The 16,289-nt window shown below is 59.4% G+C and carries 11 protein-coding genes; 3 read left to right on the top strand and 8 right to left on the bottom strand.

Annotation, left to right across the window (positions count from 1 at the left end; genetic code table 11):
* Both ACJWXQ_RS10255 and ACJWXQ_RS10250 read right to left on the bottom strand, forming a co-directional pair.
* The gene (locus tag ACJWXQ_RS10255) at positions 1-2,703 is read right to left on the bottom strand and encodes a diguanylate cyclase (protein ID WP_406672764.1); all 2,703 of its coding nucleotides are present in this window, start codon (positions 2,701-2,703) and stop codon (positions 1-3) included.
* Between the two features lie 236 nt (positions 2,704-2,939).
* A complete protein-coding gene (locus ACJWXQ_RS10250) occupies positions 2,940-3,383 on the bottom strand; it encodes a CBS domain-containing protein (protein ID WP_346051134.1) in 444 nt (147 codons plus the stop codon).
* A 241-nt stretch (positions 3,384-3,624) separates the two neighbouring features.
* Between ACJWXQ_RS10250 and ACJWXQ_RS10245 the strand changes: the two genes are divergently transcribed.
* The 3 genes from ACJWXQ_RS10245 to nrtS are packed head-to-tail and all read left to right on the top strand — an operon-like array spanning position 3,625 to position 8,026.
* Positions 3,625-4,458, top strand: coding sequence for a transporter substrate-binding domain-containing protein (locus tag ACJWXQ_RS10245; RefSeq protein WP_346051133.1), 834 nt, complete (start codon positions 3,625-3,627; stop codon positions 4,456-4,458).
* A complete protein-coding gene (locus tag ACJWXQ_RS10240) occupies positions 4,455-6,893 on the top strand; it encodes a putative bifunctional diguanylate cyclase/phosphodiesterase (protein WP_406672763.1) in 2,439 nt (812 codons plus the stop codon). Before ACJWXQ_RS10245 ends, ACJWXQ_RS10240 begins: the two co-directional genes overlap by 4 nt.
* Entirely contained in the window at positions 6,890-8,026 is a 1,137-nt protein-coding gene (nrtS, locus tag ACJWXQ_RS10235) for a nitrate/nitrite transporter NrtS (protein ID WP_346051131.1), read from the top strand. Before ACJWXQ_RS10240 ends, nrtS begins: the two co-directional genes overlap by 4 nt.
* On the opposite strand, the gene ACJWXQ_RS10230 is transcribed toward nrtS, so the two are convergent.
* The 6 genes from ACJWXQ_RS10230 to ald all read right to left on the bottom strand — a co-directional run bounded on the left by ACJWXQ_RS10230 (position 8,027) and on the right by ald (position 15,917).
* Positions 8,027-8,890, bottom strand: coding sequence for a carboxymuconolactone decarboxylase family protein (locus tag ACJWXQ_RS10230; RefSeq protein WP_406672762.1), 864 nt, complete (start codon positions 8,888-8,890; stop codon positions 8,027-8,029). It lies immediately after the preceding gene.
* Between the two features lie 62 nt (positions 8,891-8,952).
* The gene (gene serS, locus ACJWXQ_RS10225; RefSeq protein WP_346051129.1) at positions 8,953-10,239 is read right to left on the bottom strand and encodes a serine--tRNA ligase; all 1,287 of its coding nucleotides are present in this window, start codon (positions 10,237-10,239) and stop codon (positions 8,953-8,955) included.
* Positions 10,240-10,287: 48 nt separating this feature from the next.
* On the bottom strand, positions 10,288-11,571 hold the full coding sequence (locus ACJWXQ_RS10220; protein WP_346051188.1) for a replication-associated recombination protein A: 1,284 nt from the start codon (positions 11,569-11,571) through the stop codon (positions 10,288-10,290).
* Between the two features lie 44 nt (positions 11,572-11,615).
* Positions 11,616-12,239 carry an outer membrane lipoprotein chaperone LolA gene (gene lolA / locus ACJWXQ_RS10215; RefSeq protein ID WP_346051128.1) on the bottom strand — a complete coding sequence of 208 codons (624 nt, stop codon included), beginning with the start codon at positions 12,237-12,239 and terminating at the stop codon, positions 11,616-11,618.
* 58 nt (positions 12,240-12,297) lie between these two features.
* Positions 12,298-14,643, bottom strand: a complete 2,346-nt coding sequence (locus tag ACJWXQ_RS10210) for a DNA translocase FtsK (RefSeq protein ID WP_406672761.1) — start codon at positions 14,641-14,643, stop codon at positions 12,298-12,300.
* A 218-nt stretch (positions 14,644-14,861) separates the two neighbouring features.
* The gene (gene ald, locus ACJWXQ_RS10205) at positions 14,862-15,917 is read right to left on the bottom strand and encodes an alanine dehydrogenase (protein ID WP_346051126.1); all 1,056 of its coding nucleotides are present in this window, start codon (positions 15,915-15,917) and stop codon (positions 14,862-14,864) included.
* Positions 15,918-16,289 lie beyond the last annotated feature (372 nt).

Here is a 16,289-nt window from a genome sequence, read left to right as displayed (position 1 = left end):
TCACTCGGCAACGAGGCAATCCCGTCCGGCCCGCTTGGCCTTGTATAGCCGGTCATCGGCCAACCCTACCAGGGAATCCACCTGCAAAGAACCGGGATCCAGCTCCTCACTACTGGCAATACCCGCACTGGCCGTCATATGCAGCTCGCCGTTAGGCCCCTGAAAAGCCGTCGAGCGCACACGCTCCAGAATCCGTTCCGTGACGCTTGCCGCGGCTTTCAGGCTGGCATCGGCAAATACAATCAAGAACTCCTCACCACCAAATCGCCCTACCACATCAAAGGAACGGACGTTTTCACAGAGTATGGCGGAGAACTCTCGCAGCACCCCATCGCCTGCAATATGCCCATGAGAATCGTTCAGGCGCTTGAAGTGGTCGATATCCACCATGGCAACGGCAATATTCCGCCCACCACGCCGCGCCTCATCCAGCCGCTCTTCCAGGCGCTCCATCGTATAACGACGGTTGTATACACCACTGAGCGGGTCCGTAACAGAGAGATTGACGAGATCTTCTTCCAGGCGACTTCGGTCCAGCACACCGGAAATCAGATTGGCCACCACAATCAGGAGATTGGAATACTCTCTGGGCCACTCTCTCTGAATCAGCGAGTCGGCTCCCCAAAAACCGATCACTTCGCCCTGAGTCGCTACTGGCACACAGAACATGGATCGGACACCCTGGCCCTTCAACAAAACCTTCTCATTACTCGCCTGGGGTTCAGGTAGGGCATCAACGTCATCCACCAAAAGGATCTGCCCCTTCTCGCGCATGGCGCTGATCTGGTGATAGGACCACTCCATCTGCATCACAGACACATCCGCCATATCTGTGATCACACTGTTTACCCCTTCCGCACACCATTCATGCGCATTACGCATGTGGCGTCCTTCATCAGCCAACAAGAAGAGGTAGGTCCTGTCCAGTTGGAAGAATTCTCCGATCCTCCGCAAGATGTAATCCAATTTGGGATCGGCGCTACCGAAAGGGAAATTAACCAGATCACTGGAAATCTCCGCAATCAGATGTTGAAACCGGAATTGGAAATCTGCATTTTCATCCCGCTGTTTCTTATTGGTGATATCCCGTGCAATCCCGAGATAAGCACTCACATTTCCCCTCTCATCAAGAATCGGCGCGGCGTTCGAAGTAAACCATCGGAATGTTCCATCCATCCGGTAGGCACGAAATTCCACGCCACTTTGAGGCTCTCCCGTTGCTACAACCCGGCGCAGGAAATCATGGCACTGCTGAACATCTTCCTTGTGAACAAAGGGCTCAAAAGAACGTCCCACCAGGCTGTCCGGATCATGCCCCATCATCGCCTTCCAATTTGGCGAAACATAAAGAAATAGACCGCCCGGAGTCAGCGTATAGATAATGTCATTGGCATTCTCGACAATGAGGCGATACTGCTCTTCCCTTTCCCTCAGCGCCTGCTCCAGGTCCTTGTGCCCCTGAATCTCGGTGAAATGGCCAAACCACTCAACCTGGTCACCTTCCTGCCTTGCCGGAACGGATAGCGCCTCGAACCAGCGCCACTCCCCATCGGGCATCCGAAAACGCAACTCGTAGTGCCAGCTTGAATTATTCTGGGCGGATTCCATGATGCTTTTAAGGCCCGCCTCTCGGTCATCCGGGTGAGCGAGATCGAAGACAGGCGAGGCATCCCGGCGAAGCTCGTCGGGATCCAGTCCCAGAACATCCTTGACCCTACGGCTGATAAAGGGGTAACAATGTTTTCCGCTTTCCAGGTTGAGTCGATAACAGAACAGAACCCCCGGAACACTGGCGGTCAGTTGCTGAAAATATCGAAGTGATGCCTCTTGCGCTTTTCGCGCCGCCTCCAGCTCCTGGGTTCTAGCCTGAACACTGGACCTGAGCACGCGGCGCTGGCGCTGGAGAGTCAGAATCAAGAAGAGCAATAACAGAAACAGAAGACCGGCACCTGCGGCGACCACCGGTAGCGTTGGGAAAACTTCGATTCGCTCGCTGTGCAACCAGCGCTGACTCAGACGATCCAGTTCACCCTGAGGGAGGCCCCGTACAGCCGCATTGAGTGCGGACAGCAGCTCCTCATCCCCCTGGCGAACGGCGAAGCGAAGAGGCTCCTGATACAAAAGGCCCAGGGGGCGGAAATCGAGATTGGCGCCCTCCCGGCCCAACAGAAACATGGCCACCGGATAATCGGCCACGAAGACCTGGATATCCCCCCGCACTGCAGCTCGCACCATGGCGGCATTGTTCTCGTAGCTTTCATGCAGCAGACCGGGATGCTCATCGATCAAAAAGCGGGCTTCCCGACTGCCTCGAACCACACCCACTGATTCGTTCTCCAAATCTTCGACGGAAAGAACAGGCATGGTGCTGGGAACGAAAATGGTCGTCGACAGGGGCAGGAGTGACTCCCCAAAGCTGAGAAATCCTTCACGCTCTGGGGTCACGAGCAGCCCACCATGAACGTGGGCCACACCATCGTCCACAGCTCTCAGGCTCTCGGGCCAGTCGCTGAGATGGAATCGAACCGGACGCCCCAACGCCTCCCCAACCTGCTGCCAAAGTTCCACCAGCAGGCCCCGGGGCTGACCCGAATCATCCTCCCAGGCGAATGGAGGCCAGGCATGGTCTTGAGCGACGACCAGCGCTTCCTGCTCCGGATCATTGTCCGGTACAGCCAGGGGAACGGCAACGCCAGACCACAAGAATAGGCAAATGAGGACTAGAAACAGAAAGGGGGATGTGCGAAACGCCAGTGACGTCACCACCTGGTCAGGACTAGTCCGGGACTTTACACCGCCCGGCCGACTGGATCGGGATGCCCGTTGCATGACATTCCTCTACTATCCGGATTCTGGGTCGATGCCGCACTCCTCCTACGGCAGCCGCGCGTCCGGATCGGCGCGGAGCCTCCAACTCTGCTCCCACCCCGACCGTCAATTCAAACTGGCTCCGTCCCGTAAATGTAACCAATCAGATCATCAATGGTGTGCTGCTTGTCATTGACCAGCGCCTTGGTCAGGTCACCGGCCGAGACAATACCCAACAGCTCGCCATCCTTGTAGATAGGCAGGTGACGCAGACGCCGCTGGGTACAGAGGCTCATGGCCTCCCCGATAGTCACTTCCGGCCCCACAGTGACGATCTCGCTGGTCATCACATCGTTGACTGGGGTTCGGGCCGGATCCAGGCCCTCGGCCACAACCCGCCGCATCAGATCGCGTTCCGTGAACAACCCACGCAGCCCCCCTTCATCCATGACCAGTACACAACCCTTGTTATGACTGCTCATTGTCCGCGCCGCTTCACTAACGCTGGCATTGGGACCGACAGCCAACAATTCCCCCGGCTTGTCTTTGAGGATACTTCCGAGACTCTGCTCCATGACTCACCCCCGGTTCTCTCCAGCCTGACACTGACCACTTGTTACTGACACGGGCCACTGCAGTCCCGCGCTCGTCGGCTCTGCCACAAGGATAGCCCAGCAAGCTTGAACCATGCCAGCAAGGCGGCCTGTTTCCGCCCAAGCTGTAACGCCCAGAAGGTCAGCTCGTCACATCGCCATGAAGCACCCTAGCGGCCACGCCCTTACCAAGAGCCGCCGAATAGCAGAGCAAGGCCAGGAAATGGCACAAAATGCCCACAAACTCAATATTACGGCAGGCCTGCTCGGCTTGCTGATTGCTTTTAGCGCTTCGGTATCGGCGGCCAGCGACAGCTTGACCCTGGCTGGTGGCGAAGAGGTGCCCCTCAGTGGTCGAGATCTGCTCGGCGGCGGCCTGATGACGGAACTGGTGGCGGCCACTTACCACCGGGCCGGATACCAGACGAGCGTCAAGTTCCAACCCTGGGCACGGGCTTATGTCGATACACGGGATACCTACCATGACGCCAGCTTCTCCTATGTTCGCTCGAAGCAAAGGGTGGGAGAGATGTATTACTCCCGGCCGCTGTTACGCATGGGGGTCAAGCTAATATCGGCCAACAACGGACCTGTCGCAGAGCTGCCCGATGGCCCAACCCGGCTCTGCTTGCCCATCGGATACGCTGTCCCAGACAGCATTGGCTGGCGTCTATCCTCCCTGAGAAGTGAAATCATCCGCGCCCGGAACATGCGTAACTGCTTGGATATGGTTGGCAATGGGCGGGCTCACCTGACCGTCACCGCGCCAATTATCGCCGCACACCTCATATCCAAAAACACAGACCTTGACCCGCTTGATGACTTCTCCTTCCATCCTGCGCCGGAAACCTGGCATGAACTCCATCTCATAACCTCGCGTGCTCACCCCGATGGAGACTTACTTAAGCGGGAATTCAATCGAGCCTGGGAAACATTATGTGCTGATGGAACCGCTCAATCGATCATGGCCAGACACCAGGAAGCATTTCAGACGCGTATTCCCGATGGCTGGTCGAGAGTCGAGCTGGCCTGTCCACAACCGGAGTCCGCGCAGTGAATCGCGGCGCCAGACAATCTGAACCGGCTTGGCAATCAAAGCCATCCTGGTTTGGTCGAAACAGACTGGCCTTGAGACTGACCCTGCTTACCAGTGTAATAGCGCTGATACTAGCTGCACTCTACACCACCTTCGAGATTCAGGCACAAAAACAGAATCTTCGGGCTGAGGCAAGTGCGGAGTTGAAGAGCCTGGGCGAGACCGTGGAGCCGGCTCTGTCGGCAAGCCTGTGGGAACTTGACACGGAACGCGCCGAAATCGTGCTTTACGGCCTGCTCCATGCACCGGGAGTTGATGCTGCCAGAGTCACAAGCATCCAGGGAGAGGCAGTCAATCTGGGACCCGAATTGAATCGGGATAATGTGGTCACGATCGCCCTGTCAATACAATCCCCCCAGAACGATGATCGCTTGCTGGGCATGGCATGGCTCAGCAGAGACCTGTCCAGCCGCAAGAGCGCCTTGCTTGATCACTCCCTTGCCTCACTTGCTGCCAATGTCGGCCGCACTCTGCTCATTGCCCTTTTCCTTCTCTTACTGACCCATTTCCTTGTCATTCGACGCCTGCAAAAGATAGAAGACTATACCCGCACCATTGATTCCAAAAAGTTGGCTACGCCGCTGAAACCGACCTCGTCCCGAAACCGCGCCGCCGACAGCATTGACCGCCTCGAAGAGGCGATCGACAGCATGCGCCGGAAGCTGTTGCGCGACATCCGACTGCGTGAGCGTAACAGAAAAGAGATCATCATATTCGCGAATGCTCTGGCCAGCATTGCCGAAGGCGTTGTCATCCTGGATGAGAGATACCGATTGATCTCCATGAACGCCTCCGCTGAACGGCTGCTTGAACGCAGCAATAAAACCAGTGTTGGCCTATCCGTTCAGGACATCATGGGAGAAAATCTGGGCCCGGCATTCCAGGCACTGACCAAAGATGCATTGAGCACGCGACAGCGCTGGGAGGGTCAGCTATGGATCGAACGTGCCAATGATGAAGGATTCCCGGCCCTGGTAAGTCTGTCGCTGGTACAACATGGCCCGGACAACAAAAATATCATCCTCGTCTTCAATGACGTTTCCCGGTACAGACAATTTGAAGAACGCATGGACTTCCTGCGGCACCATGATGCACTGACATCTCTACCCAACCGACGCTTCATCACCCGACTCCTGGAGCGCCGCCTCTCTCACGGAAGACTCTATCCAGCCCTATTGATGCTGGACCTGGATGATTTCAAGACAGTCAACAACAGTCTCGGTCACGATGCAGGGGATCGCCTATTGCAGTCCGTTGCCAATCGCCTGCAAGACGCAATCTCCGGGGACGACATTATCGGTCGCCTCGGGAGTGATGAGTTCGCGATCATTCATGACACCGAGGAGGACAACAACTCCCTCCCTTCCATATGTCAAGCCATCGAATCGGCAATGACAAGGCCCTTCCACATTCAGGGCCATGAAATCCACTTAAGCACCTGTATCGGCATCGCAAGACATCCCAGCGACGGTCAGGATGCCAACACATTGATCACCAGGGCTGACGCGGCGCTTTACCAAAGCAAGCTTCACGGACGATCCAGTCACAGCGTTTCACAGAGAGAGATCATTGAGAGCAATAAGATTCGCTTTCGAATCTCCGCGGACTTGAGAAAAGCAATTGAACGGGATGAGCTTGCTCTGTATCTCCAGCCAATCGTGAAGCTTTCGAACAGCCGGATAACCGCCATGGAGGGCCTTATTCGCTGGAACCACCCCGAGCAGGGACAGATTTCTCCGGGGGACTTTCTCCCAATCGCTGCCTCCAGCGGTCTGATGCCCCGTTTGAACGAGTGGGTACTGGATCATGCCTGCGAAATTCTTTCTCAGCTACCCCCGGACCGACCTGAGGGCTTCCGTGTGGCTGTCAACCTGTCCGCGGATGCCGTTCATGACAGGAATCTGCCTCACAAAATAGCCAGCTGCCTGGCCCAAATGGGCTTGAACCCCCGTCTGCTCGAAATCGAGATCACCGAAACGGCAGTCATGAAATCTCAAAAGCTTAGTCGCTCCGTCCTGGAGCAGCTGCGTGAACTCGGCGTCACCGTGGCAATGGATGATTTCGGCACGGGATACTCGTCATTAGCCTATCTCCGCCAATTCCCCCTGGACTACCTCAAGATTGACCGATCATTCGTCACAGGTGTCCCTGATGTAAGGGAAGACTGCGGTATAAGCCAAACCATAATGACACTCGCTGATCGGCTTGGGATAAAGACAATCGTGGAAGGCGTTGAAACCCAAAGGCAACGCGACTTCTTCAGGGACCATGGCTGCGATGAAGCACAAGGTTTCTTGTTCTACCGCCCCATGCCGGCAGCAGAGGCAGGGCAATTACTAAAGGCAAGCGCTGCCGATAAACAACAAAACATTGAAATCAAGGAGGGACACGAGTGAGCACCACAAGCGAAGAAGTCCAGACCCCCAAAAAACACCATTTCCCTCGGGGGCTACCTACCTTTTTTATCGCATGTTGTCGGCGACTTCCGACAGCAATGCTGGTTGCACTACTCGTGGGAAGTTTGCTGAACCTGATCAATCAGCCTAATGCGATCCTCGGCGGTGAGAGCCTTCAGTTGAAACAAATGGCGCTGACCTACATGGTGCCATTCCTTGTCTTCATGACTGGCACCATCATTGGTAGCCGTGACGCGGGTCAGTCATCTACCCAGTCGGCCACGGCGGATGCTGGACGAATAATTGAGGAGATTGCAGATCTTGGCAGCCAGGTCCGGAACACAGCCACCAAAGTTAACGCTGCGTCCCGGGAGCGTCTTGAAGTAGCCGAAGAGGCGACGAACCTGGCCGAGCAAGTGGCCAGCGAGGCCGACCTCATCGAAGAAAACACACAGCACAGCCGGAAAGCTGCGGAGCATCTTTCCAGTCAGTTCGACAGTACGCGAGAGAACTCAAGCAAGCTGATCCGAGAACTCAAGTCGGCCGTGGATTGGTCGAAAGAGATGCTTGAGCATTCTTCACAGTTCGAAGCTCACTTCAACGAAACCGTCAAGATGTCCGACTCCATCGGCCAGATCGCGGGCCATACCAAACTGGTTGCCCTGAATGCGGGTATCGAGGCTTCACGGGCCGGCCAGGCGGGCAAGAGTTTTCAGGTCGTTGCCAGCGAAGTGAGTGACCTGGCTCTCCAGACGACACAATATGCTACCCGTATCAGACGGGTACTAAGGGAAGCTTCCGAGCTGCGCGAGCAGATGGCCGCCACCATCACCGACTTCGGCCAACACATGGAAAGTGTCTTGCAGCTATCCGCCGATGGCGAGTCAGGGCTGGAAGAAGCCGGCCAGATGGTCGCTCGTGCGATTCGGGAGTTGCAGGTTTCGACTCAGGAGATCAATGCAAAGTTGCAGATGCAGAAACAGCAAGCCGACTCCGTTCGCGAGAAGATGTCGGTGCTGGAAGCCGGCACCCGAAGCTCGGTTCACGGTTCCAGCCGGAACATGGAAGTAGGTGAAGCGCTGGAGTCCCGGGCCAGACAATTGCGGGAGCTGCAAACAAAGGTAGAGGGTTGATCAGGCTTCCAGAGGAATCCCCAGGGTGTCAATGAACTTGTTGATGGAGGTGTAAATCTCCATGACGCCGAGTGCCTCGAGTATCTCCAGATCGCTTGCCCCGGCCTTGCGCGCCAGGGCAATCCGTTCTTCCGAGGCGCCATGGGGGTCACGGTTCGCCTCCCGTGCCACCACCAGCAGCGCTCGTTCTTTCAACGGCAGGTCACCAGCCATGACATCCTGCTTCATGCGCTCAATGACTTCCTCATTCACCCCCAGGTCCAAGAGGACCTGGCCGTGAGCCCGAACACAGTAATCGCATCCATTGTCATGGGAGACCAGAATCGCGATTGCCTCGCGAAGGCGGTGAGGCAATATGCCATCCTTGACCACCGCTCGCATCTTCGCCCAATTGGCTTCCAACATCCCGGGATGCTGAGCGTAGACCCGGAAGTGTGGCGGAATATAGCCGACAAATTCGCGAACCTCCCGAAGCACCTGCTGGACCCGCTCTTCATCGGGAATGCTCTCCCGCAGGAGACGCTCACCGGTGCTTTCCTGGAAGGCGAGTGACTCGTCGCGGCTCTGAGCGGCATCCCTCCCAACCAAAGCAACGACTTTGCTGCCACCACCCTCTTTGAGGGCCTCAAGGACCCCGGATTCCAGTTCTTCCAGAGCCCGGCCGCTGTCGGCTTCATTACCATGACCGTCGAGCAATTCGGAGAGCGCACGCAGATTGGCGACATGACGCCGGCAGTTGCCACATATCAGGATATGCAGGCGCAAGCGCGCTGCTCGCAGGGGCGATACTTCCCCTCGAAGCAATTCGTCGGCCTCCAGAGCCACCGTCCTGCAATTCAACATCATCGAATCCTCATCATGCATCTCACCCTCCGCGGGGTGAGACCCATCGGGCTGCCCGATTGTTACAACATCACCAGACTGCCCTATCCCTCCTCAGGATACAAATAGGCCTGATTGTTCATATAGGGCCGTAATACCTCGGGAATCCGGATGGAGCCGTCCGCCTGCTGGCCGTTCTCCAGTACCGCCACCAGGGCCCGGCCGCTGGCAACGCCGGAGCCGTTGAGGGTGTGAATATGCTCCGGCTTGCCGGTTTCCGGGTTGCGCCAGCGAGCCTTCATGCGCCGCGCCTGGAATGCCTGGCAATTGGAGCAGGAGGAGATTTCCCGGTATCGTTGCTGGCCCGGGAGCCAGACCTCCAGGTCATAGGTCTTGCTGGCGCCGAAACCGATATCCCCTGCGCAGAGGTTGACTACCCTATAGGGAAGTTCCAGCAACTGGAGCACCTTCTCGGCATGCCCGGTCAGTTCTTCCAGCGCCTGCCAGGAATCGTCCGGCCGCACCAGATGCACCAGCTCCACCTTGTCGAACTGGTGCTGGCGGATCATGCCCCGGGTATCCTTGCCGTAGGAACCGGCCTCCGAGCGGAAACAGGGGGTATGCGACACCAGCTTCCGGGGAAGCTGCTCTCCGTCCAGAATGGATTCACGGGCAAAATTACTCAGGGGCACTTCGGCGGTGGGTATCAGATGCCAGTCCCGCTCATCATCCAGGTGGAAAAGGTCTTCACCGAATTTGGGTAGCTGCCCCGTGCCCTCCAGGCTTGCGCGACTCACCACATATGGAACATAGGCCTCTTCGTAGCCGTGTTCGTTGACATGCAGGTCCAGCATGAACTGGGTCAGGGCACGATGCAGTCGGGCCACCCCACCGGTCATCACCACGAAACGCGCCCCGGTCAGGCGGGCCGCCGTTTCGAAGTCCAGGCCACCGAGGGCCTCGCCCAGGTCCACATGGTCCCGGGGCTCAAAATCCAGCTGAGGCGGCTCACCCCAGCGCCGGATTTCCTCGTTGTCTGACTCATCCGAGCCATCCGGTACCGACGCATCCAGGAGATTGGGCATGGACATGAGCCACTCACCCAGCTCTCCCTGCAGCTTTTCCAGCTCATCCTCCGCCGAGTCCAGCTCCTCGCCCAGCTGCTTGACCTCCGCCTTCAACGGCTCGATGTCCTCACCGGCGGCCTTGGCCTTGCCGATGGACTTGGAGCGGGTATTGCGCTCATTGCGAAGCTGCTCAACGCGCACCTGCAGTGACTTGCGGCGTTCTTCCAGTTCGGCGAAGCGGGTCGTATCCAGCTCATAGCCACGGCGGGCCAGATTTCGGGCCACACCATCCAGATCTGTACGAAGGATTTTATTGTCCAGCATGTCGGTATCGGTTCTTCTTTGAAGGTCAGATGGAGATCAAAAAATCGTTTACTGTTTATTCTTCGAATCATGGAAGGCCCGGTCAGCGGCCCTGAGGCGTTCCAGCTTCTCGCCAATCCGGCCTTCCATTCCACGCGACGTTGGGCGGTACCAGCGCCGGCCCTGAAGGGCATCCGGAAGATAGCTCTCGCCCGCGGCGTAGGCATCCGGCTCATCATGGGCATAGCGGTAGGCGTGTCCGTAGCCCAGCTCCTTCATCAGGCGAGTGGGCGCATTGCGCAGGTGCACGGGCACTTCCAGAGAGCCCTGCTCGCGAACATCCCGAAGGACGGCGTTCCAGGCCATGTAGACCGCATTGCTCTTGGGGGCCACCGCCAGATAGACAGTGGTTTGAGCCAGGGCCAGTTCTCCCTCGGGGCTGCCCAGCCTTTCCTGCACTTCCCAGGCGTTGAGCGCCAGGTCCAGTGCCCGGGGATCGGCATTGCCAATGTCTTCCGACGCCACCCGCACCAGACGGCGGGCAATGTACAGGGGATCACAGCCGCCGTCCAACATCCGGGCAAGCCAATACAGGGAAGCGTCCGGGGCCGAGCCTCTGATGGATTTGTGCAAGGCGGAGATCTGGTCATAGAAATCATCGCCGCCCTTGTCGAAGCGGCGCCGTTCCCCGCCGACGGTGACCGCCGCGACCCGCTCACGGTCCAGGGTGTTTCCCGATTCAAGGCCCTCGACGGCCACCTCCAGCAAGTTCAGCGCCCGCCGGGCGTCCCCGTCGGCAATTCGGGCAATTTCTTCCAGCGCGCCCTCGCCGGCCTTGATGCCCAGCTCACCGAGACCGCGCTCGCTATCCTGAAGCGCCCGCTGGAGCAATGACAGCAGCCCCGCCTCGTCCAGAGCGCCCAACTGATAGACACGCGCTCGGGACAACAGGGCGTTGTTCAGTTCGAAGGAGGGATTCTCCGTAGTCGCGCCCACGAACAAGAGTGTGCCGTCCTCGACCCAGGGCAGAAAGGCATCCTGCTGGGCCTTGTTGAAGCGGTGGACCTCGTCCAGAAACAACAGGGTGGCCCGGTCTTCCATGTCCCGCCGGGCGCGGGCCGCTTCCACGGCCGCGCGGACATCCTTGACCCCCGCCATCACCGCCGAAAGACTGACAAAGGCCGTTCCCGAGCGTTCGGCAACCATGCGCGCGATGGTGGTCTTGCCGCTGCCGGGCGGGCCCCACAGGATCATGGAATGAGCTCGCCCCCCCTCCAGAACCTGGCGCAGCGGTGCCGATTCGGCCAGCAGACTGTCCTGCCCCACCAGCTCGGCCGGCGTGGTGGGACGCATGCGCTCGGCCAGGGGCGTGGTGGATGAATTGGTGGTATGCCCACTCACTGCCGAATAACGTCAACGCCTTCCGGCGGGTCGAAGTGGAACAGATCGTCCGGCAGCTCGGGATTGAATTCGATATTGTGAAACTCGATCCGTGTGGTCTGGCCGAGGTTGTCTCGCAGTTCCATCAACTCCACGGTTTCCTCGCCCACGGCGATCCGGATCCGTTCGAACTCCGTGTCCTGCACACGCGGGCGGAGCTGGAACCAGCGCAGATTGCCCTGCATGCCCTCGTCCTCCACCACGAAACTGTCTTCCAGGTCCCCCTCGCCACTCAAGAGCATGGCAGGGCTGGTCGCCAGGGTTTCGTCCATGGGACGGACAATGACTTGCTCGAAGTCGGCTTCGTAATCCCACATGGTCTCGCCATCGGAGACGATGACTTGCTCATAGGGCTCGCTGTAGTCCCAGCGGAAACGGCCCGGGCGCTTGATTGCCACTTCGCCACTGGCGGTCTCATCCACCACGAACTCCGAATCGAGCACGGTCTGCTCGAAGTTGGCCCGTAGACTGTGCAGCTCGGCGAGGATCTCACGCAGATCCGCCGCGCCCGGCCTGTCGTCCGCTGCGAGAACCGGACTTATTCCCATAAGCAAACCGGCGACGACAGCGATGCATACCATTCTTATTTTCATAAAAAACCTCTGATTGAGTCGGCCCCACCCGGAGGACATCCGCTTGCTAATCCGCATCCGGTGGGGGCGCGGCCAGTACTTCCCGGGAACCGTTGGACTGCAGTGGCCCGACAATACCGGCCTCTTCCATTTGTTCGATCATACGCGCGGCCCGGTTATAGCCAATCTTCAGGCGACGCTGGACGCCGGAGATGGAGGCCTTGCGGGTCTCGGTGACCAGGCGCACCGCCTGGTCATACAGCGGATCGCTCTCGTCACCGCCGTCATTCCCGTCTCCCGGTAGACTGGGCATACCCGGCACCGGTTCCGAGGGGCCATTGAGAACATCCTCGTCATATTCCGGTTTGCCACTCTGCTTGAGCTCGGCCACCACCCGGTGGACCTCCTGGTCCGAGACAAAGGCGCCATGCACGCGCTCGGGCATGCTGGTGCCGGGTGGCAGAAAGAGCATGTCACCGTGGCCAAGCAGCGATTCGGCGCCCATTTGATCAAGAATGGTGCGGGAGTCCACCCGCGAGGACACCTGAAAGGCAATCCGGGCGGGAATATTGGCCTTGATCAGGCCGGTGATCACATCTACCGAGGGCCGCTGTGTCGCCAGTACCAGGTGGATCCCGGAAGCGCGGGCCTTCTGGGCCAGGCGAGCAATCAGCTCCTCTACCTTCTTGCCCACGATCATCATCATGTCCGCCAGCTCATCGATAACCACGACGATCTGGGGCAAGGTGTCCAGCGGTTCCGGTTCCGGCAGATCACCGGGCTCGGCATCCGGCGGCGCATTGCGGTTGGCCAGGGGATCCAGGATTTCCTCGCCCTTCTTCCTCGCATCGCGGATCTTGCGGTTGTAACCAGCCAGGTTACGTACCCCCAGGGCGGCCATCAGGCGGTAGCGGCGCTCCATTTCGGCGACACACCATTTGAGGGCGTTGGCGGCATCCTTCATATCCGTGACCACCGGCGCCAGCAAATGGGGAATTCCCTCATAGACCGACAACTCCAGCATCTTGGGGACGATCATGATCAGGCGAACGTTCTCGGGCGTGTCCTTGTAGAGCAGGCTCAGAATCATGGCATTGATGGCCACGGACTTGCCCGAGCCGGTGGTGCCGGCAATCAACAAATGGGGCATCTTCTGCAAGTCCGCCACCATGGGGCGACCACTGATGTCCTTGCCCAGGGTCAGCGTCAGGGAGGACCGGGAGGCATCATAGGCCTCGGATTTGAGAATCTCGCCCAGCGTGACCAGCTCCCTGTCCTCATTGGGAATCTCGAGCCCCACCACCGACTTGCCGGGAATCACTTCCACCACACGCACACTGATGGCCGACATGGCCCGGGCCAGATCCTTGGACAGATTGCTGATCTGACTGACCTTGACGCCGGGGGCCGGCTGCAGCTCGAAACGGGTCACCACCGGCCCGGGATTGACCGCCACCACCTCCACATCCACGCCAAAGTCCTTGAGCTTGAGCTCGACCTGCTTGCTCATGGCCTCCAGCGCCGCCTCGGAGTAACCACCCTTGCGGGCCGGCGGACTGTCCAGCAGCGACAGTGCCGGCAGGCTGGCACCGGAAGGCGCCGCATGATTGGGCTCGAACAGGGTCTGTTGCCGTTCACGCTCGACTCGGGCACTAGGCTTGAGATCACTGAGCACCGGTTCAATCTTGGGCGGCTTGCGCTTCTTGGAGGCCTTGGTCTGCTCCCTCACTTCCGCGACCTGCTCACGGCGCTTGCGGCGATCCTGCCACCACTGCAGCAGACGCTGCCAACGGTTACGCAGCCGCTCGGCCTGCAAAAGGGTGAAGCGCCCCGTGGCATCCATTACCGCCAGCCAGGACAGACCGGTGAACAGGGTAACGCCGGTAAAGAACAGGGCGAGAAGAATCAGAGTACTGCCGAGATACCCCAGGGTGCCACCGGCAAAGCCGCCGATGGCCGCGCCCAGCACCCCCCCGGCATCCAGCGGGACCCGCGCCGGATCCACCGCCCAATTCATGGAGCACAGGGCGCTGGCGGTGGCCACCGCCAAAATCAGGCCAAGAAAGCGCAACGACAGGGTCAGCCCGTCCACGGGTTGATCGTCTTCGTCCCGACTGCGGAAGATCAGCCAGCCACTCCAGACCACCAGCACCGGCAATAGATAGGCCGGATAGCCCAGCAGAAACAACAACAGATCCGCCACCCAGGCCCCGGTGGGCCCGACCCAGTTGGAGACGCCGTGGAAACCACCGGTGTGTGAGAAACCGGGATCTCGCGGATCATAGCTGGCCAGGGCGGCCAACAGGACCAGCGCCAGAGCGAGGCAAATCCAGAAAGCCGACTCACGCAGGCCGCGCTTGAGCCGCTCCCGGGAGGCCGAGTGCTCCCCTTTTTTTGTCTTGGCCTGTGCCACGGCTAGGCGGCCTCCAAAGAAATCGCTTCAAACAGGAAAGCCAAACTCCTGGCAGACAAGCAATTTTACCCCACCAAGAAACTTTCCCCCAAACCTCCATTTTGTGCCGCGCCGGCCCACGACACAAGCCCCCGCCCGCCTGCTCTTGTCCGCAGTGGCGACAAAAAACGGCCGGCAGCTGACGCTGCCGGCCGTTGACAGCCAGACCGGGCCGGGAATCAACCCTTGATGGCCGGATGAACGACTTCGCCGTTCTCGACGTTGATGCCCTTGATGAGGGGATCGAAATCACGCCAGTTACCGGAAGCCAGGCGGCTGCAATAAGGGGCAATGGCCGCGGACAGGGCCTGGGAACCCGTGCGCGGCACGGCACCGGGCATATTGGTCACGGTGAAATGCGTCACCCCTTCCCAGACGTAGGTGGGATCTTCCCAGGTCGTGGGCCGGGTGCTTTCGACACAGCCACCCTGGTCCACGGAGATATCCACCACCACACTGCCCGGCTGCATCTCGCGGACGGCTTCCTTGGTAATCACATGGGGGGCGCGGGCACCGGCAACCAGCACGGCACCGACGGCAATGTCGGCGGTGCGAAGCTGATCAATCACATCATCCGTGTGGGGATAGAGACCGGTCACATTGGGACCGAACGTCCGGGCCCAGGCCAGCTTGGCCGGATCCTTGTCAAAGACCACCACCTCGGCGCCGATCCCGGCAGCCAGCTGGGCGGCGTTGCCACCGGCCATGCCGCAGCCGACGATCACCACCTTGCCCCGCTTGGCGGCGGGCACGCCACCCAGCAGAATCCCCTTGCCACCTTCCGGCTGGTGCAGCAGATGGGTGGCCACCTGGATGGCGATGCGCCCGGCGATATCGCTCATGGGCGCCAGTAGCGGCAGATTGCCCTTGTCTTCAACGGTTTCGAAGGCCACGGCGGTCAGGCCAATCTGCTTCAGACGCTCGGTCAATTCCGGCTCGGCAGCCAGGTGCAGATAGCAGAACAGCAGATGGTCCTTGCGCAGCCGATCCAGGTCCGGGGCGATGGGCTCCTTGACCTTGACGATCATCTCCGCCCGCTCGAACAGCTCGTCGGCCGTGTCCAGCACCGTTACGCCGAGCTCACGATACTGATCATCGCCGTAACCACTCTTTTCGCCGGCCGAGGATTCAATGAAGACCTCGTGTCCCTGACGGACGAGCTCGCCACAGGCGGCGGGAATCAGGCCAACCCGGCCTTCGAGCGGCTTGAGCTCGCGTGGAATACCAATGCGCATGCTGCCTCCTTTACGGTGCTGGGGACTTCAATTTAAACTGGTCGTTCGCGCGTCGGTCCCGGCGCGTCTCCCCCGGCCCGCCACTGGGAAAAACCCTGGCCGTACTCGCCGAAGCGGCGGCCGGACAGTAGTCTGGCAGTTTGCGGGGGAGAGGCCCGGAGGCCCTGAATCGAACAGTCTGATTCACCGGCAGGCCCCAGGGGGCCCTCACGACCGGAACGTAACATCGACGAATTTACATGGTCGGATGGGGCACCACAGCGCACCGTCCGAACGCCAAATCGGGAGCTATTATACATGAGCGAAGCCAAGCATTGCCGTCTGCTGATCCTCGGTTCCGGACCAGCGGGCTACACCGCCGCCGTCTATGCC

The organism is Natronospira sp. (genome assembly GCF_007134575.1).
Taxonomy (GTDB): domain Bacteria; phylum Pseudomonadota; class Gammaproteobacteria; order Natronospirales; family Natronospiraceae; genus Natronospira; species Natronospira elongata.
The sequence above is the reverse complement of the archived record's forward strand: the minus strand, read 5'-3'. Positions and strand labels throughout refer to the sequence as shown.